The organism is Pseudomonas helleri (genome assembly GCF_045830615.1).
Classification (GTDB): domain Bacteria; phylum Pseudomonadota; class Gammaproteobacteria; order Pseudomonadales; family Pseudomonadaceae; genus Aquipseudomonas; species Aquipseudomonas helleri.
In genome coordinates, this window is record NZ_CP174501.1 from 1,629,990 (window position 1) to 1,653,585 (window position 23,596).

At 57.9% G+C, this 23,596-nt stretch carries 24 protein-coding genes; 13 read left to right on the forward strand and 11 right to left on the reverse strand.

The genetic code is table 11. The features are described 5' to 3' along the window. Nucleotides 1-71: 71 nt before the first annotated feature. Entirely contained in the window at nt 72-1,748 is a 1,677-nt protein-coding gene (locus ACJJU9_RS07565; protein WP_407730368.1) for an acid phosphatase, read from the reverse strand. Nucleotides 1,749-2,079: 331 nt separating this feature from the next. Between ACJJU9_RS07565 and ACJJU9_RS07570 the strand changes: the two genes are divergently transcribed. Then, complete coding sequence (locus ACJJU9_RS07570; RefSeq protein ID WP_153357415.1) at nt 2,080-2,388, forward strand: class I SAM-dependent methyltransferase; 309 nt, start codon at nt 2,080-2,082, stop codon at nt 2,386-2,388. Nucleotides 2,389-2,434: 46 nt separating this feature from the next. Here ACJJU9_RS07570 and ACJJU9_RS07575 read toward each other — a convergent pair whose 3' ends face one another. The 4 genes from ACJJU9_RS07575 to ACJJU9_RS07590 form a co-directional block, all read right to left on the reverse strand. Next, entirely contained in the window at nt 2,435-2,740 is a 306-nt protein-coding gene (locus ACJJU9_RS07575) for a hypothetical protein (protein ID WP_407730369.1), read from the reverse strand. 127 nt (nt 2,741-2,867) lie between these two features. Then, nucleotides 2,868-3,365: a transcription elongation factor GreB gene (greB, locus tag ACJJU9_RS07580; RefSeq protein ID WP_048391472.1), complete on the reverse strand. Its 498-nt coding sequence runs from the start codon at nt 3,363-3,365 to the stop codon at nt 2,868-2,870. A gap of 34 nt (nt 3,366-3,399) precedes the next feature. Then, nucleotides 3,400-5,904 carry an ABC transporter permease gene (locus ACJJU9_RS07585; protein WP_407730370.1) on the reverse strand — a complete coding sequence of 835 codons (2,505 nt, stop codon included), beginning with the start codon at nt 5,902-5,904 and terminating at the stop codon, nt 3,400-3,402. Next, a complete protein-coding gene (locus ACJJU9_RS07590) occupies nt 5,904-6,587 on the reverse strand; it encodes an ABC transporter ATP-binding protein (protein WP_048368628.1) in 684 nt (227 codons plus the stop codon). The genes ACJJU9_RS07585 and ACJJU9_RS07590 overlap by 1 nt, the downstream gene beginning before the upstream one ends. A gap of 10 nt (nt 6,588-6,597) precedes the next feature. Here ACJJU9_RS07590 and ACJJU9_RS07595 point away from each other — a divergent pair, with 10 nt between their 5' ends. The 3 genes from ACJJU9_RS07595 (at nt 6,598) to ACJJU9_RS07605 (ending at nt 8,692) form a co-directional block, all read left to right on the forward strand. Continuing rightward, nucleotides 6,598-7,203, forward strand: a complete 606-nt coding sequence (locus ACJJU9_RS07595; RefSeq protein ID WP_048391475.1) for an arylesterase — start codon at nt 6,598-6,600, stop codon at nt 7,201-7,203. 58 nt (nt 7,204-7,261) lie between these two features. Beyond that, nucleotides 7,262-7,555, forward strand: coding sequence for a hypothetical protein (locus ACJJU9_RS07600; RefSeq protein WP_003446817.1), 294 nt, complete (start codon nt 7,262-7,264; stop codon nt 7,553-7,555). 108 nt (nt 7,556-7,663) lie between these two features. After that, nucleotides 7,664-8,692, forward strand: a complete 1,029-nt coding sequence (locus ACJJU9_RS07605) for a L,D-transpeptidase family protein (RefSeq protein WP_407730371.1) — start codon at nt 7,664-7,666, stop codon at nt 8,690-8,692. Nucleotides 8,693-8,824: 132 nt separating this feature from the next. Here ACJJU9_RS07605 and oprI read toward each other — a convergent pair whose 3' ends face one another. Further along, nucleotides 8,825-9,076 (reverse strand): outer membrane lipoprotei OprI, encoded by a 252-nt coding sequence (oprI, locus tag ACJJU9_RS07610; RefSeq protein ID WP_003172710.1) that lies wholly within the window; start codon nt 9,074-9,076, stop codon nt 8,825-8,827. Nucleotides 9,077-9,553: 477 nt separating this feature from the next. Here oprI and ACJJU9_RS07615 point away from each other — a divergent pair, with 477 nt between their 5' ends. Continuing rightward, nucleotides 9,554-9,835 (forward strand): GNAT family N-acetyltransferase, encoded by a 282-nt coding sequence (locus tag ACJJU9_RS07615; protein WP_048368625.1) that lies wholly within the window; start codon nt 9,554-9,556, stop codon nt 9,833-9,835. A gap of 56 nt (nt 9,836-9,891) precedes the next feature. Here the strand turns inward: ACJJU9_RS07615 and ACJJU9_RS07620 are convergent, their stop codons facing one another. Next, nucleotides 9,892-10,968, reverse strand: a complete 1,077-nt coding sequence (locus ACJJU9_RS07620) for a 3-deoxy-7-phosphoheptulonate synthase (protein ID WP_048368800.1) — start codon at nt 10,966-10,968, stop codon at nt 9,892-9,894. 131 nt (nt 10,969-11,099) lie between these two features. Then, the gene (locus ACJJU9_RS07625; RefSeq protein ID WP_407730372.1) at nt 11,100-11,546 is read right to left on the reverse strand and encodes a PilZ domain-containing protein; all 447 of its coding nucleotides are present in this window, start codon (nt 11,544-11,546) and stop codon (nt 11,100-11,102) included. A 58-nt stretch (nt 11,547-11,604) separates the two neighbouring features. Here ACJJU9_RS07625 and ACJJU9_RS07630 point away from each other — a divergent pair, with 58 nt between their 5' ends. From ACJJU9_RS07630 to ACJJU9_RS07645, 4 genes are all read left to right on the forward strand, one after another. Next, nucleotides 11,605-11,931 carry a thioredoxin gene (locus ACJJU9_RS07630; RefSeq protein WP_048391481.1) on the forward strand — a complete coding sequence of 109 codons (327 nt, stop codon included), beginning with the start codon at nt 11,605-11,607 and terminating at the stop codon, nt 11,929-11,931. A gap of 110 nt (nt 11,932-12,041) precedes the next feature. After that, nucleotides 12,042-12,542 carry a universal stress protein gene (locus ACJJU9_RS07635; protein ID WP_048368622.1) on the forward strand — a complete coding sequence of 167 codons (501 nt, stop codon included), beginning with the start codon at nt 12,042-12,044 and terminating at the stop codon, nt 12,540-12,542. A gap of 114 nt (nt 12,543-12,656) precedes the next feature. After that, nucleotides 12,657-13,631, forward strand: coding sequence for an HTH-type transcriptional regulator CysB (gene cysB / locus ACJJU9_RS07640; RefSeq protein WP_048368621.1), 975 nt, complete (start codon nt 12,657-12,659; stop codon nt 13,629-13,631). A 173-nt stretch (nt 13,632-13,804) separates the two neighbouring features. Continuing rightward, nucleotides 13,805-15,130 carry a hypothetical protein gene (locus ACJJU9_RS07645; protein WP_407730373.1) on the forward strand — a complete coding sequence of 442 codons (1,326 nt, stop codon included), beginning with the start codon at nt 13,805-13,807 and terminating at the stop codon, nt 15,128-15,130. 79 nt (nt 15,131-15,209) lie between these two features. On the opposite strand, the gene ACJJU9_RS07650 is transcribed toward ACJJU9_RS07645, so the two are convergent. Both ACJJU9_RS07650 and ACJJU9_RS07655 read right to left on the reverse strand, forming a co-directional pair. Further along, entirely contained in the window at nt 15,210-16,346 is a 1,137-nt protein-coding gene (locus ACJJU9_RS07650; protein ID WP_407730374.1) for a catalase family protein, read from the reverse strand. Between the two features lie 19 nt (nt 16,347-16,365). Next, nucleotides 16,366-18,180, reverse strand: coding sequence for a di-heme-cytochrome C peroxidase (locus tag ACJJU9_RS07655; RefSeq protein ID WP_407730375.1), 1,815 nt, complete (start codon nt 18,178-18,180; stop codon nt 16,366-16,368). Nucleotides 18,181-18,447: 267 nt separating this feature from the next. Here ACJJU9_RS07655 and ACJJU9_RS07660 point away from each other — a divergent pair, with 267 nt between their 5' ends. The 3 genes from ACJJU9_RS07660 (at nt 18,448) to ACJJU9_RS07670 (ending at nt 20,292) form a co-directional block, all read left to right on the forward strand. Next, a complete protein-coding gene (locus tag ACJJU9_RS07660; RefSeq protein ID WP_048368617.1) occupies nt 18,448-19,167 on the forward strand; it encodes an FKBP-type peptidyl-prolyl cis-trans isomerase in 720 nt (239 codons plus the stop codon). Between the two features lie 409 nt (nt 19,168-19,576). Continuing rightward, nucleotides 19,577-19,927, forward strand: a complete 351-nt coding sequence (locus tag ACJJU9_RS07665) for a helix-turn-helix transcriptional regulator (protein WP_048368616.1) — start codon at nt 19,577-19,579, stop codon at nt 19,925-19,927. Next, nucleotides 19,924-20,292, forward strand: coding sequence for a hypothetical protein (locus tag ACJJU9_RS07670; RefSeq protein WP_048368615.1), 369 nt, complete (start codon nt 19,924-19,926; stop codon nt 20,290-20,292). Before ACJJU9_RS07665 ends, ACJJU9_RS07670 begins: the two co-directional genes overlap by 4 nt. A gap of 114 nt (nt 20,293-20,406) precedes the next feature. Here ACJJU9_RS07670 and ACJJU9_RS07675 read toward each other — a convergent pair whose 3' ends face one another. Next, a complete protein-coding gene (locus ACJJU9_RS07675; RefSeq protein WP_173430632.1) occupies nt 20,407-22,488 on the reverse strand; it encodes a carboxy terminal-processing peptidase in 2,082 nt (693 codons plus the stop codon). A gap of 138 nt (nt 22,489-22,626) precedes the next feature. Here ACJJU9_RS07675 and ACJJU9_RS07680 point away from each other — a divergent pair, with 138 nt between their 5' ends. After that, a complete protein-coding gene (locus ACJJU9_RS07680; protein WP_407730376.1) occupies nt 22,627-23,589 on the forward strand; it encodes a zinc-binding dehydrogenase in 963 nt (320 codons plus the stop codon). Nucleotides 23,590-23,596 lie beyond the last annotated feature (7 nt).

Consider the following 23,596-nt stretch of genomic DNA (forward strand, 5'->3'; position numbering starts at 1 on the left):
TTTTCGCAGGCCATAAAAAATCCGCAGCCCGGTATAAGGGCTGCGGATTTTTTGCTTCTGGCGGGTCAGTTTCAGAACATCAGTGCGTTGGTCATATCGCCCATGGGCGTTTGACCGCGGGCTTTCATGGCATCGTCACGGTGTTTAAGGCCGTCGAGGGTTTCCAGTTGGTGCACGCGGGTGATCAAGCGCAGGACCGACGCCGTGTCATATACCGTGTGGTCGACCGTGCCTTTGCGCGCGAAGGGTGACACCACCAACGCCGGGATGCGTGTACCCGGGCCCCAGCGATCGCCCTTGGGCGGGGCAACGTGGTCCCACCAGCCGCCGTTCTCGTCCACAGTCAGCACGATAACCATGTTTTCCCATTGCGGGCTGTTGCGCAGCACTTTGAGCACGCGGTCCAGGTGTCGGTCGCCCGACGCCACGTCGGCATAACCGGCATGCAGGTTGAGGTTGCCCTGAGGTTTGTAGAACGACACGGCTGGCAGCTTGCCGGCTTCGGCATCGGCGAGGAAGCGGTTGCTGCTGCTTTCGTCGCCCAAGCCGCCATCACGCAGGCGCTTGCTGCGTTCAGCCGGGTGTTCCGGGCCTTGGCGGGTGAAGTAGTTGAATGGCTGGTGGTGGTACTGGAAGTTCGGGATCTTGGGGATACCGCCGGAGTCTTTGTACTCGTCGAGCGTGGCTTGCCAGGCACCGGCGTACCAGGCCCAGTCGATGTTCTTTTTACTCAGTTTGTCGCCAATGTGTTCATGGTTTTGCGGCACCAGCACGCTGGGCAGGTCGGGCTTGGAGTAGTCCGGGCGCTCGGGGTCACGAATCCAGGTCGGCCAGTAGGGCGGGGCCATGGTGTTGACCGCGTAGCCGTCAGGTGTGATCGCGCTGGGGCCAAATTGCGGGGCGCCGGTCATGGCGCTTTGGGGCGATTTTTCCAATGGCTTGAGGCGGGTGCCTTTAGGGTCGTCACCTTCCAGGGTAGCGATCTGACTCTTGGCCACAGAGTTGGCGGCGTCCGGATAAACCGGCACGGCGGCGCTGATCAAGTACTGGTGGTTGAGGAACGAGCCGCCAAAAGCGCCCTGGAAGAAGTTGTCACACAGCACAAATTCACGGGCGACATCCCACAAGCGCAGGGAATATTGCGACTGCGCGTAATGGCCCATGGTCAAACCGCCGGAGTCGCCCCAGGCCACAAATTGGTCATTTTTGCCGTCGTTGATTTGCATCTGGTTTTGATAAAACACGTGCCACAGGTCACGGGTTACCAAGCTCAACGGCAGATCTTCCTGATTCGGGCCTTTGAGGGCGAATGGTGCGTTGGGCAGGTTTTCCTGGAACTGCACGCCTTGCGGATACGTGACACCGTCAACCGTTTGCGGGCCTACCTGCAAGACGCCGCCCCAGGCCGGTGGCAAGGTGTTGAGCAGGCTGCCATCGCGGTCGCGCTGCTGATAGTCCGCCGGTTTGAGCGCCGACAAAGGTTTTTCGACACCCGGGAAGTTGGCGAACAAGTTATTGAAACTGCGGTTCTCGGCGTAAATCACCACGATGGTTTTCACCTGCTCGTGGAGCTTTTTGTCCAGTTCGGTCGGGGTTAGCGGTTCAGCCGCGACGGGGGTGTCGTGCGGGGTGTTTGCATACACGTTCAAGGTCGCCGCCCCGACACCCAGCGCGGCTGCACCTGCGAGGAAGCGACGGCGGCTGGCATCGGCAGGGAGTTGAGTGTCCTTGTCTTTTTCGTCGCTCATTACGGGGTCCTGTTAACTGTTACAAAACATTTTCGGCGGCAGCGTAACAAGGGATTATGACGGCGGGGTTTCAATTAATCGAATTCAACCAGGCGCAGGCGCATTCTTCATCTAAGCGTGCATGAATTCATGGGGGCGTCTGGGGCAGGGTTTTCGTGGCATATGATTCTTGACAGTTGTAAGCGGCTTTATCTAGGATGTTTCTTGCGCCGATTTAAACAGCTACTTGCGGGGCGCCAGGGTGTCAAAAGACGCTCGAAATACCGCTAAAGCGCTGGTTCGGTGTTGCCTCTCACCTGCCACGCAGAACCTTGAGGCGGAGAACCGATACATGATTCAACCACGTCCTTTCGTTCGTCTGGCGCCGATCACGGCCAATCAGACTTCGCGCAACCCAAAAATCCTCCTGGGCGGTAAACATCAGCCAACGCTGCTGCGTTATCTGGACGGCTGGCCGCGTCGCAAAGGGCAAACTTCAGCGTTTTTGATTCAGTTTGTTGAGGTCGGTGACGAACTGACGCGTTTTGCCGCCGACAGTTTTGACCTGGCAGTGATTCAGTCGCCTTCAGCCGATAATGCCGAGCTGGTCATTCGCAACCTTATCCGCGTGTCCCGCCAGGGTTTGATTACTTTGCGTTAATGAACAGCGCCCATCAGCTTTGCTTAACAGGCAAAGCTGAAACGGATCAAGTTTCAAACTGGTGATAAGACGACCATCCAAACTTCACGCATTGTTTAAAAGGTGTGTTGGCCATTAGCTCTTCTGCCGTCGAGTAAGTCGAACGAAACGGCAATGTTTGCACCCAATGCCCGCTAAATGGTGTGATGCAGTCTTTGTAGAGATAGGGCCCGTTGCCTGGTAGCCGTTTTACCTCAGCTTCAGTCCAGTCGGAGCTGTTTGCACTTGCTGGCGTTGGCTCTTGGGCTATTGCTGAGGTGGTGACGAGCACACTCAATGAAAGTGCTGCGAAGAGGCGGGTTAAAAGTTTCATTAATTTATTCCATTAAATAATGTAAGTGGTTTGTAGTCCTCAGCTTAGTTTCGTGGGCTTAACGCTCAATGAGACAACAGCCACGCTGTTTGTAAGAAATGCCTCGGATAAACAGCGGCGCTGTTAATCAGGGGTACTCAATAGCCACGATATACACGTACTGTTCGCCGGTCGGGGTTTGTACCCGAACTTCGGCATCCAGCGCTTTGCCAATCAAGGCGCGGGCCAGGGGTGAGTCGATGCTGATCAGGCCTTGTTTAAGGTCCAGCTCATCGGGGCCGACGATGCGGTAGCGCGACTGTTTGCCGTCTTCATCTTCAATCGTGACCCAGGCGCCGAAATACACTTTGTTCGGGTCGCCAGGTTTTTCGCTGACCACTTTCAGGCTTTCAAGGCGTTTGGTAAGAAAACGCACGCGGCTGTCGATCTCGCGCAGCATCTTTTTGCCATAAGTGTATTCAGCGTTTTCCGAGCGATCGCCTTGTGCCGCTGCTTCGCTGACCGATTGCGTGACCTGTGGTCTGCGCACATGCCACAGCTCATGCAGTTCGGCGCGCATCCGCGCTTCACCTTCCGGGGTGATCAGCGCGGTGCCAGCAGGGCGGGGGGGGCGATAGCGGCTCATGGTCATTCCGTTGGCAGAGAAGGGCGCGAGTCTATCAGCCCTCGCGCAGCACTGTCAGCGGGCTGGCATTGAGGGCGCGGCGGGTGCCGAACACCCCGGCGCCGCCAACCATAACGGCGCCGACCACCGGTAGCAGCAACAACCATGGGTGCGGGTGCCAGGGCAGGTCAAAGGCATAGCGGTACAGCACCAGGCTGACCAGCTCTGCGCCCAGCGCCGCGAGCAAGCCGCTGGTGGCACCGAGCAAACCAAACTCGATGCGCCGGGCCTTGATCAGCAATTGGCGTTCGGCTCCCAAGGCCCGTAGCAAGGCACCTTGGCGGATGCGCTCGTCGAGGGTGGATTGCAGGCCGGAGAACAGCACCGTCATCCCCGCCGCCAACACGAACAACAGCACGTACTCAATGGCGATGGTGACTTGCGCCAGAATGCTGCGCAGTTGTTCGAGCAAGGCATCAATCGGCAGGATGGTCACCGCCGGGAAGCTGCGCGACAGCTCAATGATTTGCGTGTCGTGACCCGGGGCCAGGTAAAAACTGGTGAGGTAGGTGGTCGGCAAGTCCTGCAGGGTGCCGGGCTGGAAGATCATGAAGAAGTTGGGCTGGAAGTTGTCCCAGTTAATGCTGCGCAAACTAGTGACTTGCGCCTCACGGTTGACCCCGGCAACCGTAAACACCAGATGGTCCCCCAGCTTGAGTTTCAGGCTTTCGGCCACTTTGGCTTCAACCGACACCCCAGGCACACCCTGTGGCGGTTGCGCTGACCACCACTGGCCTGCGGTCAATTCATTACCTTCAGGCAGGTCGGCGGCCCAAGTCAGGCTCAGGTCGCGCTGTACGGCTTTGTCGCCGCTGGAGTCTTTGGTGACGATCTCTTGCACCGGCTCGCCATTGATGCTGATCAGGCGCCCCGGCACCACCGGGTAGATCGGCGCAGCCTGGGCCTGGAGTTCGTGCAGGCGGGCACCAAAGGCGTCCTTGTCGGTGGGCAAGATATTCAGTGCAAAGTAGTTGGGTGCATCTTTGGGCAACTGGTTTTGCCAGGTGTCGAGCAGTTCGCCGCGCAACAAGGCAATCAGCGCCATCGACAGCAGGATCAAGCCAAACGCCAGAGCCTGTCCGGCTGCGGCCAGAGGCTGGCGCAGCAGTTGACCCAAGCCCAGACGCCAAGGCAGGGAGGCGCGGGCCAGCCCACGGCGAAGGCCCTTGAGGCCCAGTAGCAACAGGCCGCCGAGTATCAATGCCGCAATCACCCCGCCGCCGAGCAGGGCGAAGGTCAGCACCAGGTCCAGGCTCATGCGCCACATAATCAGGCCCAGCGCGAGCAAGGCGGCCCCGTAAACGGTCCAGGTGCTGGCCGGGATCGGCAGAATGTCACGGCGCAAAACGCGCAGCGGCGGCACACGGCCCAGGGCGGCCAGCGGCGGCAGAGCGAAACCGGCCAGTGCAACCAGCCCGGTGCCCATGCCGGCCAGTGCGGGCATCACGCCACCGGGAGGTACATCGTTCGGGAGCAAGTCGTGCAGCAAGGCGAACAACCCCAGTTGCGCCAGCCAGCCGAGCAGGGCGCCGGTCACGCTGGCCAGCAGCCCGAGCATCGCCAGTTGCAGGCTGAACAGCCAGAGTGTTTCGCGGCGGGACAAGCCCAGGCAGCGCAGCAGTGCGCTGGCATCAAAGCGCCGATTGGCAAAGCGGGTTGCAGACAGGGCAACCGCTACCCCGGCGAGCAATACCGCTACCAGGCTGGCCATGTTCAGATAGCGTTCGGCCTTGCCGAGTGCGCCGCCGATTTGCTGGTTGCCATCACGCCCGTCGAGCAAGCGCTGGTTGGCTTCAAGGCCCGGCTGGATGACGTCACGGTAGGACTGTAGCGCCGGTGCTTCGCCGCGCCACAGCTCACGGAAGCTGACCCGGCTGCCGGGTTGTACGATGCCGGTCGCTTGCAGGTCATCCAGATTGATCAGGACCCGTGGGGTCAGGCTGTAAAAGTTACCGGCACGGTCGGGTTCGTAGGTAAGAACACGGGTGATCTTGACGGTTTTTGAGCCGACATCAATGTCGTCACCGACCTTGAGATCCAATGCCGTCAGCAGTCGCGGCTCAACCCAGGCCTGCCCGGACTTTGGCCCGCCGCCGGGCTGTTCTTCGCCGTAAGGCTGGGCGGCGCTTTTGAGTTGGCCGCGCAGGGGGTAGGCGTCATCAGCGGCTTTGATGCTGGACAGCTGAATGCCGTTGTCTGTGGCAATTACGCTGGAAAACTCGACGATTTGCGCGTGTTTGAGCCCCAGTTCGTTGCCCACGCGGATTTGCTCTTCGCGTGCCGGTGAGCTGCCTTCGAGTACCAGGTCGGCCCCCAGGAACTCGGTGGCGCGCAAAACCATCGCGCCGTTGAGGCGAGCGCCGAAGTACCCGATGGCGGTGCTGGCAGCGACGGCCACCAGTACGGCAAAAAACAGCACGCGCAACTCGCCGGCGCGTGCATCACGCAGGAGTTGGCGCAGGGCGAGGCTGAGCAGACGGACCAGCGGCAAACGTGCCATCAAGGCTCCAGAGGGCCGACCAGATGGCCGGCGTCAAGACGGATCAGGCGTCGGCAGCGATGGGCCAGACGTTCGTCATGGGTCACCAGTACCAGTGTGGTGCCCTGTTCTTTGTTCAGCTCAAACAGCAGCTCGGTAATGCGCTCTCCGGTGTGGCTGTCGAGGTTACCTGTGGGTTCGTCGGCAAACAGCACGTCCGGGTTGGCGGCAAAGGCCCGTGCGATGGCAACGCGTTGCTGCTCGCCGCCCGACAACTGGCGCGGTGAGTGGCTAAGGCGCTGGCCCAGGCCGACCCGTTCAAGCAAATGCCGCGCCTGTTCGCGGGCGTCTTTGCGGCCATCGAGCTCCAGCGGCAACATAACGTTTTCCAGTGCGTTAAGGCTGTCGAGCAGTTGGAATGACTGGAACACGAAGCCAACGTGTTCGGCGCGCACGCGAGCCCGCTGATCTTCATCGAGGGTGCTGAGTGCATGCCCGGCCAGAATGACTTCACCCTGGCTGGGCAGGTCCAGCCCTGCGAGCAAGCCGAGCAGGGTGGATTTGCCCGAGCCGGAAGCGCCGACGATGGCCAGGCTGTCGCCTTTGCGCAGTTCCAGGCTTAAGGGGTGCAGGATGGTTAACTCGCCTTCCGCGCTGAGAACCACTTTGCTAAGGTTCTGCGCGGTGAGAATACTTTCGCCCATGGAGAATCCAATGCGTACGTGGTTTTTAAGTGCTGCTCTAGCCCTGATGTGTATAGCGCAGAATGCAGCTGCAGGAACAATCTTGATCGTCGGCGATAGTATCAGCGCGGCTTTAGGCCTGGATACCCGTCTGGGATGGGCTTCTTTGCTGCAGCAACGGCTTAAGGAGCAAGGCTACGACGACCAGGTGGTCAATGCCTCGATCAGCGGCGACACCAGCGCAGGCGGGCTCGCGCGGTTACCGGCGCTGCTTGCGGAGCATAAGCCGCAGGTGGTGATTATTGAGCTGGGCGCCAACGATGGGCTGCGCGGCCAGCCGCCTGCACAATTGAAACAAAATCTTGCCGCGATGGTCGACGACTCGCAAAAAGCGGGTGCCAAAGTGCTGCTGTTGGGCATGTTGTTGCCGCCCAATTATGGCCCGCGCTATACCGACGCTTTTGCCAAGGTCTATAGCGATCTGGGCAGCGAGAAAAAGGTTGCGCTGGTGCCGTTTTTCCTGGAGGGCGTCGGCGGGCATCCCGAGTTTATCCAGGCCGATGGCCTGCATCCGAAGGCCAATGCACAGGGCCGTTTGCTCGATAATGTGTGGCCAACCCTAAAACCACTGCTTTGATGCTTTTCTAGTGGCATGGTTTCGGCTAATGTGGCGCCCCCCCGATTTGGAGCCCCTGATGTCGCGTCCTGCCTGGTCTTTATATGCTTATCAACTGATCGAGCCCGATGAGCAGCTCGATTTGTTCGCCTGCCAGGAGGTACGGGTACATTTGGTCACGCGCCAATTGGAGCTGGGTGGCACGATTGACCGCACCCTGTGTGGTTCATTGCTGCCTGCGCAGCCGCGTTGGTCGGATGTCACGCGCAAGGTGTTTCAGGATCACCGGCTTTGCCCGCTGTGCCGTGCAATCATTGAGTCTCAGCGCCGCGGCACTGAGCCGATCTGGCCCGAATTGCGCTTTGAATTGTGATGTAACCTGTCTGAAACCTTAAGACTCAATACGCCGCCTCCCGGCTTTTCGAGGTGGCGTGTACACTCTCTTTTTTGTCCCCTGTTGATTATGCGAAGGGTCTTCCGGATGTTCTCGCGCTTACCTGCTGTCACCCGTTATCTGTCAGTTGCCGCACTGTGTGTTGCGGGTCCCGTTCATGCGCTTGAATTTCCGCTGCCGCCACCGGGTGAAGACGTGGTCGGGCAGGTGCAAGTCATCAAGGGCAAATACGAAGACTCCTTCTCGGACCTTGGCAACCAGTACGAACTGGGCTATTCCGAAATGATTGCTGCCAACCCCGGTATAGATGCCTGGCTGCCCGTCAAAAAGAACCTTGATGGCTCGATCGTTGACACCGATATTGTGTTGCCGACCCAGTTCATCCTGCCGCCGGGCAAGCGCGAAGGCATCGTGATCAACCTTGCCGAGTACCGCTTGTATTATTTCCCCAAAGGCCAGAACAAGGTGTACACCTTTCCGTTGGGGATCGGCCGTGAAGGCTGGGGCTCGCCTTTGGGCCTGACCAAGGTCACGGCCAAAACGCCAAATCCGACCTGGACGCCTCCTGCTTCGATCAAGGCCGAACACGCCGCCAATGGCGATCCGCTGCCTAACGTTGTGCCGGCAGGGCCGGACAACCCGCTGGGGCCGTTCAAGTTCACCCTGGGCATGCCGGGTTACCTGATTCATGGCTCCAACGCCAAGTTCGGTATCGGCACGGGCACCAGCCATGGCTGTTTCCGCATGCTGAACAAAAACGTGCTTGAGCTGGCCAAAATGGTGCCGGTGCGTACGCCGGTTCGCATCATCAACGAACCGTACAAACTCGGTGTAAGCGGCGGCAAGGTATTCCTTGAAGTGCATGAGCCGTTAAATGTCAAAGATGGCTCTTTGCTAGCCAAAAGTGACAAGTCGCATTTGACTCAGGAAGATCTGCAGAACAAGTACGCAGGCTTTATCAACTTCCTGCTTAAGCATAAAGACCTGGAAAAGGTCATCCAGATCGACAAAGACAAAGCGTTCCCTGTGGTCGGTGCCGAAACCGGCATACCCCAGGAGATCGGTGTGGCCAACACCGCGGTGCAACAGGGTCAGTCGCTGGACTACGTTCAGTAACCACTCAGGCACTAAAACAGCCGCCACGGTTAACGCCCTGGCGGTTTTTTATTGCCTGCTTAGTTGGTAGCAGGCATAAAAAAAGCCGACCCATAAAAATGGGTCGGCTTCGATAATAATCCCGAAGGACTATTACTTGCGGCTAGCTTTTTCAAGCATACGCAGAGCACGTTCGTTAGCTTCATCAGCAGTCTGTTGTGCTTTTTGAGCAGCAGCCAGAGCTTCGTCAGCTTTGCGGTAGGCTTCGTCAGCACGAGCCTGGGAACGAGCTGCTGCGTCTTCAGTTGCAGTCAGACGGGCTTCAGTTTCTTTAGATACGCTGCTGCAACCGGTAGCCAGAACTGCGGCCAATGCCAGAGCAGAGAATTTCAGAACGTTGTTCATCGTGTTCCCCTTCAAGGACTTTCTAATTAAAGCTGCTCCTTCAACATGAGGAAACAGCCGGCGTACATACTACCCATTACTTGTAGTAAGTAAACTGACCTAGCGCAAGAACCAAAAAAAATATTTGGCAATCAATGCCAATGGGCTAGATTTAACAGATTGTGTCCGAGAAAACTGCCCGTCTTTGGTCGTCTTGAGCAAGCGGCTTGCAAATATAAAGACCGCGTGAAGTGACTTCAAGAGGGCGCCTGCGTCATAGATAAGTCTTTTGCGTGCGAGCACACACTGAGCATCAATTGCGAGAGCGACTATTCTTAATTTTGCCTGTCGGCGTGCCTGCCGTTGTCTGTGTGCCTGTTGCAGAAGCTGTTCCGGTTGCTGTGTCACGGCAATGACACAGGGCCAGTATCTGGGTTCCCTCGGCACAAAAACATGAGTAAGGTAGAGGTCACAGTCCAAGACCCGCGAGGAGTAATGATGAGCGAGGCGCTGTCCATCCACCATGACCAGGCAGGTCACCAGTTTGAGACCACTGTCGACGGTCACCGTGCCTACCTGACCTACATGGATTTGGGTAAGCAGACTCTGGATATTTACCGCACCTTTGTGCCCAACGCGTTGCGTGGGCGAGGCATTGCGGCCGCGTTGACCGAGCAGGCGCTCGATTACGCCGAAAAAATGGGCTACGAGGTGATTCCTTCGTGTTCCTACGTTGAACGCTATATGGAGCGCCACAAGCGCACTCAGGCTAAAACCTGAAATAGCATTCCATAAAAAACGCCGGGCTAGCCCGGCGTTTTTGTGTGCGCTTAAAATCAGCCGCGAGCCCGCTTGGGCAGGACGTCCTTGAGCTTGGCGTGCATGCTGCGCAAGGTGTTTTCAGTGCTTGCCCAGTCGATGCAGGCATCGGTGATCGAGACACCGTACTGCAAGTCTTCAAGGTTTTTAGGGATCGCCTGGCAGCCCCAGTTCAGGTGGCTTTCAACCATCAGACCGATGATCGACTGGTTACCTTCAAGGATCTGATTGGCCACGTTCTCCATCACCAGCGGTTGCAGCGCCGGGTCTTTGTTGGAGTTTGCGTGGCTGCAATCGACCATGATGTTCGGGGTGATTTTAGCTTTGGTCAGGGCTTGCTCGCAGAGCGCCACGCTGACCGAATCATAGTTCGGCTTGCCGTTGCCACCGCGCAATACCACGTGGCCGTAGGCGTTGCCTTTGGTGGTGACGATGGACACGCCCCCTTCCTGGTTGATGCCCAGGAAACGGTGCGGGCTGGACACCGACTGCAAGGCGTTGATCGCAACGGTCAGGCCGCCATCGGTGCCGTTTTTAAAGCCGACTGCCGAAGACAGGCCTGAGGCCATTTCGCGGTGAGTTTGCGACTCGGTGGTGCGCGCACCAATGGCAGACCAACTGATGAGGTCTTGCAGGTACTGTGGAGAAATCGGGTCAAGGGCTTCAGTGGCGGTTGGCAGGCCCATTTCGGCCAGGTCCAGAAGCAACTTACGGCCGATGTGCAAACCGTCTTCGATTTTGAACGAGTCGTCCAGGTACGGGTCGTTGATCAGGCCTTTCCAGCCTACGGTGGTGCGGGGTTTTTCGAAATAAACGCGCATGACCAGATACAGCGTGTCGCTGACTTCAGCCGCAAGTACCTTCAGGCGCTCAGCGTATTCATGAGCCGCCTTGAGGTCGTGGATCGAGCAAGGCCCGATGACAACGAACAGGCGATGGTCTTTGCCATCCAGGATGTTGCGAATGACCTCACGCCCTTTGTTCACGGTCTGCAGCGCTGTAGCGCTGAGAGGGATCTCGCGCTTGAGGCGTTCAGGTGTGATCAGGGTTTCGTTGGAGGCAACGTTAAGGTCGTCGATCGGTAAATCAGCCATCGTGTTACTCGTCAGGTCACGGGTGCCGGCCGCCAGCGATCCCCGTGCGGCGGAGCACAGCTTGATTGAGCGCATCGGGGAGCGGAACCTTAACGCGTTAAGCGGTTATTCGACAATGGGCACACAGCGGTTTAATCCAGCGCAGGTTGTGCCAGGGCCTGCTCCAGAGTTTCCTGGGAAAACTCTGGAGCGTGCAGGTTGACCCACTCCAGGGCCAGCGCATCCTTGTTTTCGAAGGGCAGGTTGAGTTGATTGCGCTGGCGGCAATAGTGTTCGATCTGACACACCTGCTCACCCATGCGCGCACCAAACAGGGTCTGGTCATCGGTAAAGGCCACACCGACGCGGTAGCTGTCGGCGTGTTTTTCACACCAGGCGATATAGCCCGGGTAGTGGGCGGTTTCACCCAGGGTGGGCATGTACATGTCAACCGCCGTGCCGCGCCTCCAGCCTCTGTCACTGTTGCACGCAACACCACCCAGGCTGATAGTGTTCAGCTTCTGGCGCGAAAGGGCAGGGTGCTTGCGAGGGGTGATCTGAACAGGAACATCATCTGGGTGAGGCAAAAAACGACCCATGTACACAGACTCCAAAGTGCCAGTATTTTGATCTTGTTAGCTGAGTATAGTGACTGAAATGGAACTGACAGACTTTGATGCGGACCAGCGCCTGCTGACACTGCCGGGCACGACCTTGCTGGTGTTCACCAGCACCGGGTGTTCGAGCTGCCGCACGGCGCGCAAAATGCTGCCCGAAATGCAGTTGCCCATTGATCAGCTGTGCTGGATAGACGCCGGTGACAACGGTGGCCTGGTCGAGCGTTACGAGATATTCCACCTTCCTGCGTTGTTTGTCGTGCGTGACGGTGCTTTTTACGGTGAATTGAAGTCGCGCTTGAGTGAGGGGGAGTTGGCCCACCACCTTAAACTGGCCTTGCTGCTTGAGCCCGACGAACTGCCTTGAACCTTGTGCTACCCCAACTGCGCGTGTAAGTCATCGCGCGGGTCATCGAACTTGTCCGGGCGCTGCTAAGCTGAATTCATCTCGGCCATAACGCCTGTCGAGGAGGTCGCATGATTCGCTCGATACTGTTCGCCACAGACCTCGGTATTTATGCTCCGGTTGTGATGCAGCACGCTTTGGGGCTGGCCCGCAGTTTCAAGGCGGATTTGTATGTACTTCACGTTGTGGAGCCTATGGGGCTGTTCGCCGAATCGGTATTGCAAAGTTATCTGGATGAGCAGGCGCTGCATGAACTGCAGCAGCAGGGCATGACCGCCATGCTGTCCAATATTGAGCAGCGTGTGTTCGAGAGTCTTCAAGATGAACTGGGCGAAGGGGCGCAGGAGCTTGCCTTGATCCGCTCGGTCAAGGTGGTTCAGGGCGAGCCCGCCCACGTTATTCTGGAGGAGTCGCGAAAGCTTGGGGTTGACCTGGTGATCCTCGGCAGTCACGGCCAGTCTACTGGCGCAAACAGCCACTTGGGGCACAACGCAAGCCGCGTCGTAGAGCAGGCGCAGGTGCCGGTGTACCTGGTGCCGTTGGTGCAACGTCGGCGGCGCACCGACGGGTGAAGGCGACGAACTGCTAAAAACGATAAAAAAGTTCTAGATTTATTCTTCTGACCTTCCATATAGTTATATATCGCCGCCGATAGTCATGGCGCCTATTTGCTCTGAGGGATGCATATGAAGCTTCAACAACTGCGCTACATCTGGGAAGTGGCGCACCACGACCTCAACGTTTCAGCTACCGCTCAGAGTCTCTACACCTCACAGCCGGGGATCAGCAAACAGATCCGTTTGCTGGAAGACGAGTTGGGCGTTGAAGTATTTGCGCGCAGTGGCAAACACCTGACCCGTGTCACACCGGCGGGCGAGCGCATCATCACCACCGCCGGTGAAATCTTGCGCAAGGTCGAGAGCATCAAGCAGATCGCCCAAGAGTTTTCCAACGAGAAAAAAGGCACGTTGTCGATTGCCACCACGCACACTCAGGCGCGCTATGCCTTGCCGCCTGTTATCAGCAACTTCATCAAGCAATACCCGGATGTAGCTCTGCATATGCATCAGGGCTCGCCGATGCAAATTGCTGAAATGGCCGCTGACGGCACCGTCGATTTTGCGATTGCCACTGAAGCGCTGGAGCTGTTCGGCGACCTGGTAATGATGCCGTGCTACCGCTGGAACCGTTGCGTGGTCGTGCCTCAAGGCCACCCGCTGACCAAACTGCCGAAGCTGACCCTTGAGGCCTTGGCTGAATACCCGATTGTGACTTACGTCTTTGGTTTTACCGGCCGCTCCAAGCTGGACGAAGCCTTCAGCCATCGCGGCCTGACGCCCAAAGTGGTGTTCACCGCAGCTGACGCTGACGTGATCAAGACTTACGTACGCCTGGGCCTGGGCGTCGGTATTGTGGCCAAGATGGCGGTAGACACCAATCTGGACAAAGACCTTGTAGTTCTGGATGCCAGCGAATTGTTCGAGTCGAGCATCACCAAGATTGGTTTCCGTCGCGGTACCTTCCTGCGCGGTTTCATGTGCGATTTCATTGAGAAATTCGCGCCGCACCTGACCCGCGAAGTGATGGCCAAGGCCATTGCCTGCCATAACAAGCAGGAACTCGAAGACCTGTTTGAAGGGGTTGAACTGCCGGTTCATTGAGTGGGCTGACGGGCCCACGGATGGGCCAGTTGAACCCGTGACGGTGGTGGCGTGCGAGCCATGACCGTCACTACCCCAGTAACGCACGTGCTGCCATGAATACCTTGAAACTTGACGCGTGATTTCACGCTGGGCGAACAGCGCCCGGCTCACGCCAAGACAAGGACTTTTCCATGAGTACCAGCGCGCAAACTGCTTCTGTATTAATCCCGTCGTTAAGCCCCGCCTTCATCAGTGCCGATGATGCGGCGGTGTACGCCCACGAGCTCATTGCGGCCATCAAGAATGGCGTTGTTTATGGCGGCTTTATACTCGCCAGGCAGAACCGCTATTACGCCACCCTGCCACATGCGGGTTCCAGCACGTCCTTTGACCCTGCCGACGTGCTGTCATTGTCTGATGAGGGATTATTCCTGCCGATCCAGGGCTACACCATTGAAGGGATGTACCACTCCAATACCTCCATTCAGCGGATGCCTTGGCAGATGCACGAGGAAAGCGAGTTGCAAGACAACTTCTTTTCGATTCACGACCTCAATCAAGCGATTCGCTACAAACACAACTACCCGCGCTTCTATTTGTCCTGCCCGGACAAGTGCGTGTTGAGCTACATCGCCAGTGGCTCGAACCTTGAGAAAGCCTTGTTGCCTTTGCTCTCGCGTAAACGCGCGCAATACCCCGGGACGTTTGAAAGAGCCTATGACTTGGGGTCGTTGATGCCCTCTGACTTGATTGGTTTGATCTGCCTGGCGGGGGAACTCAGCATTGTGCTGGCGGGGGCTCACTGGGATCGACGCACCCGGCTGGGTGCGAACTGGAAGACCGATCAGCAGAAGGGGCGGACCTCGGTCGACAAGCCCGCACTGTGTTCCAGTGTGTACAGCGATGTAGTAGACGCGGTGAAGGCTGTTCATCAGGCCATGCTCTTGCGCAAACACACGCAATTTGCCGGGTTTGTGCTCAAGCAGCTGGACGCTGACGTGTACGTTTATACCCATGCATTAGAAACGCCTTTTTTTGAATTTGACTGGGATGTGGTGTTCCCCAAGGATCCCAGCGGAGTGCCGGTTGTGCCCGAGGGTTACCGCATCGTCGGGGTCTACTTGTCAGGTGAAGAACCGGATGCGCTGTTGCATGACACCACCAATGAATTGTTTGGTGATTTCTTTTCCCCCAGCGCGCTGCTGACCAGTTTGCTGCTGGCGCGCGCAACACCGGACTGCGACGTCTTCTTTTGCGCGCGGGAGGGCGGCCTGCTGCGCTATCAGAGCGACGCGACAGAGTCAGAAGCAGAGTTGGTCACCCTGATAAACCGCACTCACACGACCGTGTCAGATATTGAAGCGAGACTTTTCCCTTACGACCGTAATGCACAGAGCTACGTCCACCGTGTGGCCGAAGCGGGCAAGCTGGAAGTCATTACAACTGACGAAGTATGGACGCAAGAGGGAAGGATTGGCCCTGACTGGGCGCCGTTTGCCGTGTCGCCAACGCTGTAGGAGCGAGCTTGCCTCGCGATCTTTTAACGGTCAAAAGATCGCGAGACGAGCTCGCTCCTACAGTGTGTGGCGGGACGCGTTATTGCTCGGCGTTACGGCTGTGGCGGTACTCGCTGACCGAGTCATACACGGCTTTGCGCAGGCGGTTGATACCGCCAATCGGTCGGTGTTCTTCAATGCCGTGCCATGGGCTGAACGACAGGTTGTCACACGCCAGATTCTGGCTCGGGGTGTCGAAGTCTTGCGGCGCTACGGTGATGCGCGCCACGGTTTCGAATGGCGCATCAGACGCCTTCCATTCAACACTGGTGTCTTCAATCGGCATGTAGCGGTTGGCATCCTGACGCTGAACCTGCAACACAAAACAGGCAGGCGTGCGGTCTGTGCTGAGCTGCTGAGTCAACGCACTGCGCAAGAAGTTCGGCAGGTCCTGGTTTTGTTTGGGCAGGCTGTAGGCCGGGCAGCTGTCTGCGTCCGGTGCCACTCTGAATTTGGCATTGGCCGTCCCGAACTTGTAAGGCGACACCGAGTAGTAGGTGGTTTGTGTCGGGCTGGCGGGTGCGGGTGCCAGAGTGGCCAAGGCAATAAACAAGTGCTGCACTTGCCAACTGCGCGGATCCCAGGACGGGAAAAACGCCAGCACTTTTTTGCCGTCGGCCTGGGCCGCGATGTTTTGACGATATTCCGCCACATCGCTGACAAAGAAGTTGGGGTGGTTGAACATCACAAAATCCTGTTCGCCGCGCCCTTGCTGGCTGGGCAACAGCTGCGTGCCCGGCACGTCCTGCAACTTGATCGCCATGCCGCGGGCGTCGCGGATGCTGTCAAATTGCGGGTAAGCATTACCGTTGGACAGGCGCATCACGGCTTGCCAGGTTTTGCCCGGCGCCGCAAATACGCCTTGGCGCAAGGCCGGGGCCAGGTCATCGAGCACCTTGACCTCAGCTTTGACGCAGCCATGCGCCTTGGCGTGTGCATCGCGCAGGTAGCGCGTGTTCTCGCGGTACTGGTCGACGATTTTAATCGCCGTCTGGATCGTGTCTTGCGTCATCGCGGCTTCACCAGCCGGGATTTGCTCCTGGGCCGAGACCGGGCCGCGGTACTTCCAGGCATACCAGCCTGTTGTCAGCGCCCAGCCCAGCAGCCCCAGCACGATGAGGGCGAGCAACAGCTTGCCCAGCCAAGTGCCGAGTCGAAGCCATAAAGTGGTCAGCATGCAAACATCCTTTTAATCGTTATTCGTTGGGCAACTGGTGTTCGAGCGGGCCGCCGAGCACTTTCAGGTACTCGATCAAGGCCCAGCGCTCTTCAGGTTGCAGCAGGCGACCAATCACGCCGTTGCCCTGTGGTCCGGCCCGGAACTCGTGGCCGCTGTTGTGGTTGCCACTGATGCGGGTGTCCAGCACGAAGCCGCCGTCAAAAGCGTCTGTGCGGTAGCCCAAGTGGCGCGGGTCGTACTCAAAATTGCCGCGGTAGAAGGTTTGTGCACGTTCTGACTGCGGCGACAGCAATTGATACACCGTCGGTACAGAACCGTTGTGCAGGTAGGGCGCGGTGGCCCAGATGCCATCCAGCGGGCGTGCCTTGTAGGCGCGCAACTCGAGTACGCCAATCGGCAGGCCAAAGCCGTTGAGGCGTGCTTGCTCTTCAGGGCTGACGGCAGCGTCCTGGTAGGCGCGCTTTTCAACAAAGGCGGTGACATAGGCCAGGCCCTTGGCGACGGACAACTGATGCATGTCCAGCGGCTGCTCGCTCTTGGGGAGGAGGTTGACGTTCATGCTGGCCAGCTCGGCCGGGTCCCACTGCAGAGCGCTGAGGTCGTAGCGATTGTCTGCGATGTTAGTGGCGGTATTGGGGTCGGTACCGATCACTTCGACCGGCAGCATTTTAAGTTGCTTGACCAGACGGCCGTTGTCTTCAACCACGGGCGGCACGTGGCAACCTGCGCAGTTCTCGGTAAAAAGACGGCGGCCTTTGGCGGCCAGCGGGCGGTCGATCTTGCCGAACAGGTCTTCGGGCCAAACGGGAGGTTTGAGTCGTTGTAGGGTTTCTTCAATCAGGTGCAAGTCGTTGACCCGCACGCTGGACGGGTAGCGCTGGTCGCCTTGCAGCGGCTGACCGTGGCTGTCGAAGAAGTTCAGGGTTGCGCCGACGCCCAAGGCTTCACCAATATTGCGTGCCATGGGCTGTTGGGCCGAGCCATTCCATTGCACCCAGTCGAACGTCCACATGTCCCACAGGTGCGGGTAGTCTACCGGTGCATTGGCCACTCGATAGTTGTCGGGCGAGATCGCGTCGCCGAAGCTGGCATTGGCAATCCGGCCAAAGGCATCGGTGCGCCCCGGGCCTTCGAGCGTCGGGTAAAGGCCGCGATGGGTGTCGTTCCAGGCCACGGCCAGAAAGGTGTCCAGCGAGGCCTTGAAGTCCTTGCGCAGTTGCTTTTGCCCGGCTTCATAGTTGTCGCCCAGAACCGTGCGGGCAAAGCGCTCAAATTTCCAGGGGTTGTAATACGTGGCTGCCAGGCTTGCGACCAGCGCCTGGCCAAAGCTGCCGCCGCGCAGGGTCGGTACGCTGGAAGGCAGCACATGTTGCGCCGGGCCACCGTCAATGCGCAGGGCCTGGCCTTTGTAACGCAGCTCGCCGGTGTGGCAGGCCGCGCAGGTGATGTCCAGATACTCAACGGGGCTGCCGGGGTTCTGATGGCGGGTGAAGCCGACGGGCAAGTTGGCCGGATTGGCGGCGCTGGCTTGCTGCTGCGGGTCGATCAAAAAGCCAAACCGCGCCAAATACTCAGGCGCAGCGAAGCGTTGCGTCGAGAAGGGCAGCTCAAGGGCACTGAACCAGTCGTAATGCAGGCCTTTCACTTGGGTGCCCTGGGGCGTGTAGTAATAAAGTTGCCGATCCGCCTCGCTCCATTGGTCCTGGTAGTGCACGTGCTGCGGCGCGGTGTAAGCAGGCAGTTTTGGGTTGGCGATGAAGTAGACAACCACACACAGCCCTAACACCAAGGCCACGCCAAGCCCTGACAGCACACGGTAAAACAATCGCAAAATAACGCTCCTTGTAGGAATTTTTTCAGTCTTATGCCTGAGCGAGCGGCTAGCATCAAGTGGCTATCGGTTTGATCGGGGAGGGGAGGGACAGGTTTGACAGCATGCTTGAAGTGTTAGCAAAAGTTGCGGTAATTATGAATTGTGATTTAGACATGAACTTATCCGCGATTTGCCTCTCTCATGCCGGTAGCCATTGGTTGCGGCCGCCTGATAAGCTCGCGGCTTTATTCGATTGCCCATTTGGCGCATGAACAAGGAAATAGCATGAAACAGCATCGGTTGGCGGCAGCTGTGGCTCTGGTAAGCCTGGTACTGGCGGGTTGCGACTCGCAGACCAGCGTAGAGCTGAAAACCCCGGCACAAAAAGCCTCTTATGGCATTGGCCTGAACATGGGTAAAAGCCTGGCTCAAGAAGGCATGGATGATCTGGATTCCAAAGCCGTAGCCTTGGGCATCGAAGATGCCGTCGGCAAAAAAGAGCAAAAGCTTAAGGATGACGAACTGATCGAAGCGTTCGCCGCCCTGCAAAAACGCGCTGAAGAGCGTCTGGCCAAGATGAGCGACGAAGCCTCTGCCGCCGGTAAAAAATTCCTCGAAGAAAACGGCAAGAAAGCGGGTGTTGTCACCACTGCTTCTGGCCTGCAGTACGAAGTCATCAAAAAGGCCGATGGCCCACAGCCAAAGCCAACTGACGTCGTGACCGTTCACTACGAAGGCAAGCTGATTGACGGCAAGGTTTTCGACAGCTCGATCGAGCGCGGTAGCCCGATTGACCTGCCAGTCAGCGGCGTGATCCCGGGTTGGGTTGAAGGCCTGCAACTGATGCACGTCGGTGAGAAGTACAAGCTGTACATCCCTAGCGAACTGGCTTACGGCGCACAAAGCCCAAGCCCGGCGATCCCGGCCAACTCGGTGCTGGTATTCGACCTGGAACTGCTGGGCATTAAAGACCCTGCAAAACCAGAGGCCGATGCTGCCAAGTAAGCAGCCTCTGTTTTCACACAACGCCCCGTCCTGACGGGGCGTTGTTGTATCTGGGCCTGGCCCGTCTGTTTATCCCCCCGACCAGCGGTTATTTGTCGCATCTGTTCTGGTGGCTAGTAGTTGCTGACCATCAAGTCAATGAATTTATGGGTTTTTTTATGTGTGTAAAAAATGCCCGATCTAAGCGCAGCCCTTATAGAACGTGGCTTTCAGAGCGAAAAATCTGCTCTGTTCACAAGGTTATCCACAATTTGTGTGGATAACATTTCGCGTTTATCGGGCTTATTCCTGCGACGAAGGTGAACACGAGCAAGAAGATCAAAAACCCCAGAGACCTCAGCGGCTGTTAGGATTAAGCTTCTAAGGAAAATTCCGACTTGATCTGTCTAAAAATCTGACGGGGTTAGCAATGGATCTTCAAATCATCAAGCGCAATGGAGAACCCGAATATGCGGTTCTTTCGTGGCAGAGCTACCTGGCGCTACTCAAGGCCGCGGGTATCGACGCTCCGGTAGCGACAACACTCATCCCTGATACTGAACGACAGCCGCCTGAGCCTGTACAGGCGCTGCCAGGGCTCGATCAACTGCGTGGTCTGCGCGAGGGCAAGGGTTTGGCCCTGGAGGTGCTGGCACGCACGGTAGGCATTAGCCCGTCGTACCTGGGAATGATCGAAACCGGTGAACGTCTGCCGGATCTTGCCATTCGCCGCAGCCTGGCCTGGGAGCTGGGCGTTGCGGGCTGGAGGGAAGCCTCATGAACGTGCGCATCAGTCGTCAACACTGGGATGGGTTACTGGCTGAGCTTGATCAGGCGCGTCGACAGCGCCATTTAGTGACATACCGGGCATTGCTGGAGCGTTTGCAGTTGCCCAGCCCGGCCATGTTGACCCTCACCTCCGCGCTGGAGCATCTGGCGGCAATGGACGTGAAGGCTGAACAGCCGCTACGCAGTTCGCTGGTGATCAGCCAAGGGGCGAGCCGTCTGCCCCGCACCGGTTTTTTTGAATGCGTGGGGCGCCTTGGGCGTTTTGCCGGGCCGCCGGATGGCGTCGCGGCCGCCTCCTGGCACGCCTCGGAAGTGGTTCGGGTGTTTGAACACAGTTACGAACACGAAGAAGCGTAAATAAAAAAGGGCGGGCCGCATGATGCGGCCCGCCCTTTTTACACCAAAACCCCGTAGGAGCGAGCTTGCCTCGCGATCTTTTAAACGTTCAAAAGATCGCGAGACACGTGAAAGTTACTTCTTCGCTGCCTGTGGGTTGAGCTTGAGGTAGTCCAGCAGGACGCGCCCGGTTTCACTCAGGTAAGCGTCGTCTTCTGGCTTGGTCTTTTCAGGCTCCACCGGCAAGGCGTCTTCGTCTTCTTTCTTCATTTCCTTGAGCGGTGCTTCGCCTTTGGCCTTGCGGCGGGCGTTTTCCATCACCAACTGCTGGGCATCGATATCGGCGTGTTGTGCGCGACGGTCGGCCTCGTTCAGGCTCACGGTTTTCTCGGCCATCAGCTTGTCGGCCAGGGCCAGCTTGTCGCGGATAAAGATGAACTCGGCATCTTTAGCCACACGCGCATCGTGATCCGCTTTCAGTTGCGCAATGAACGGCTTGAACGGGTCAGCCGCAGGCTTGATCGCAGGGCGGATAGTGTCCCACGGCATGGCCTCGGGCAGTGCACTTTCACCGATTTCCTTGGTGTCGATAATCGACGGGAAGGCAACGTCGGGCAGTACGCCCTGATGCTGGGTGCTCTGCCCGGAAACCCGGTAGAACTTGGCCAGTGTCAGTTTCAGTTCGCCGTGGTTCAGCGGCTGAATGGTTTGCACCGTGCCCTTGCCGAACGTTTGGCCACCGATAATCAGCGCGCGGTGGTAATCCTGCATGGCCCCGGCAAAAATCTCCGACGCCGATGCCGACAAGCGGTTTACCAGCAACGCCATCGGGCCTTTGTAGAACGCTCCCGGGTTTTCGTCTTCAAGCACGTCGACTTTACCGTCAGCGTTACGCACCAGAACCGTCGGGCCTTTGTCGATAAACAGGCTGGTCAGCTCGGTCGCTTCCTGCAACGAACCGCCACCGTTGTTGCGCAGGTCGATAATCACGCCATCGACTTTTTCATTCTGCAACTCGGTCAGCAGTTTTTTAACGTCGCGGGTCGTGCTCTTGTAGTTTGGGTCACCGGCACGGTAGGCCTTGAAGTCCAGGTAGAACGCCGGGATTTCGATCACGCCCAGTTTATAATCTTTGCCATCCTGCTTGAGGTTGAGGATCGACTTTTTCGCCGCCTGCTCTTCAAGCTTCACCGCTTCACGGGTGATGGAGACAATCTTGCTGGTCTGATCGTTAGGCGCATTGCTCGCCGGAATCACTTCCAGGCGCACCACAGAGCCTTTAGGGCCGCGAATCAACTTGACCACTTCGTCCAGGCGCCAGCCGATCACGTCGACCATCTCTTTGTCGCCCTGGGCAACGCCGATGATCTTGTCAGCCGGAGCGACTTGCTTGGTCTTGTCGGCGGGGCCCGCCGGCACCAGGCGCACGATCTTCACCTGGTCGTTATCGCTCTGCAACACGGCGCCGATGCCTTCCAGCGACAGGCTCATGTTGATGTCGAAGTTTTCCGCGTTATCTGGCGACAGATAATTGGTGTGCGGGTCGTAAGACATGGCGAAGGTGTTGATGTACGCCTGGAAGATGTCTTCGCTGCGGGTCTGATCAAGACGACTCAACTGGTTCTTGTAGCGCTTGGTCAGCAGTTCCTGAATTTTCGACGGCTCTTTGCCAGCGATTTTCAGGCGCAGGACTTCGTCCTTGAGACGTTTGCGCCACAGATCATTGAGTTCGGCTTCAGTCTTGAGCCACGGAGCGTCCTTGCGGTCGATCTGCAGGGTCTCTTTGGTGTTGAAGTCGAACGAGTCCACGCCTTTGTTCAGTTCGCCAAGGGCGAAGTCCAGACGCGACTTGACGCGATCCAGGTAGCGCTTGTAGATGGTGAAGCCGGGATTGAGATCGCCGCTCTTGAGGAAGTCGTCAAACTGGAATTTCCATTTGTCGAATTCGGCGATATCACTGGCCAGAAAGTAACTGCGCGAAGGATCGAGCAGCTTCAGGTAGCTGTCATAGATGATCGCGGAACGTGCGTCATCCAGTGGCGGCTTGCTGTAATGATGGCGTTTGAGCAGCTCAACAACGTTAAGACTGGCAATTACCTCATCACGATCGGGCTGAAGGTTATCCCAACTGTTAGCGGCGAACGTAGTGGCCGAAAACGGCAAAACGCCTAAGCCAATGAAGAGTGCGAGAGCGGTGCTAGGGAATAAATGCTTCATGCTGAGTCGACGCGGGGGCAATTGATAACGCATATTAGGCCGTCTTTGAAGTCGCCGGTTCCCTAAGAACCGGCCGCATAATGCAAGAAGCCCGATGCAGCAGCACCGGGCTCAGTCCAGACTCACTATGGAGGCACTGTGAAAGCATTGCAAGGCGTTGAGGGACAAGTGAAGTGGGTTGAAGAACCAAGCCCACGTTGTGATGTAGGACAAATTCGAATTCGTGTGGCGGCAGCGGGCCTTAATCGCGCCGATCTTTTGCAAAGCCAGGGGTTGTATCCGCCACCGCCTGGCGCCAGCCAGATGCTGGGGCTGGAGTGCTCGGGTGTGGTCAGTGAAGTCGGGCCGGGGTCTTCCTGGCAAGTCGGAGACCGCGTGTGTGCGCTGTTGGCGGGCGGCGGCATGGCGCAAGAGGTCGTGGTTGATGCGCGCCATGCCTTGCCGGTGCCCGAAGGGTTGTCGCTGATTGAGGCGGCTGCCCTGCCCGAGGTGTACAGCACCGCCTGGCTTAATCTGTTCCAATTGGCGGCCCTGAAGCCGGGCGAAAAAGTGTTGCTGCATGCCGGAGCAAGTGGAGTTGGTTCAGCCGCTATTCAGCTGTGCAAAGCCTTTGGCAGCCCGTGCTGGGTGACGGTCGGTTCGGCCGAGCGTCTGGCCTATTGCGAGGCCCTGGGTGCCCAGGGCGGCGCAGTGCGCACCGAAGGGCTGGGCAGCCTCAAGGCGCTGGGGCCGTTTGACGTGGTACTCGACCCGGTGGGCGCCAACTATGTCGAGTCCAACCTCAAGTTGCTGGCACTGGACGGGCGTTGGGTGTTGATTGGCTTGATGGGTGGACGCAAGGCCGAGCTGGACCTGGCCTTGGTGCTGGGCAAGCGCATCCAGTTGCTGGGTTCGACATTGCGCAGCCGAGGTGACCAGTTCAAGGCGGATTTGCTGAGTGATCTCAATCAGCAAGTATGGCCGTTGTTTGCCGAAGGCCGCTTGAGCCCGCAGTTGGCCAAAACCTTCCCGATTAAAGAGGCTCAGGCGGCGTTTGCCGAATTGGCCAGCAATCAGGTGTCGGGCAAGCTGGTGCTGGTGATCGACGCGGAACTGGTTTAAGTCATAC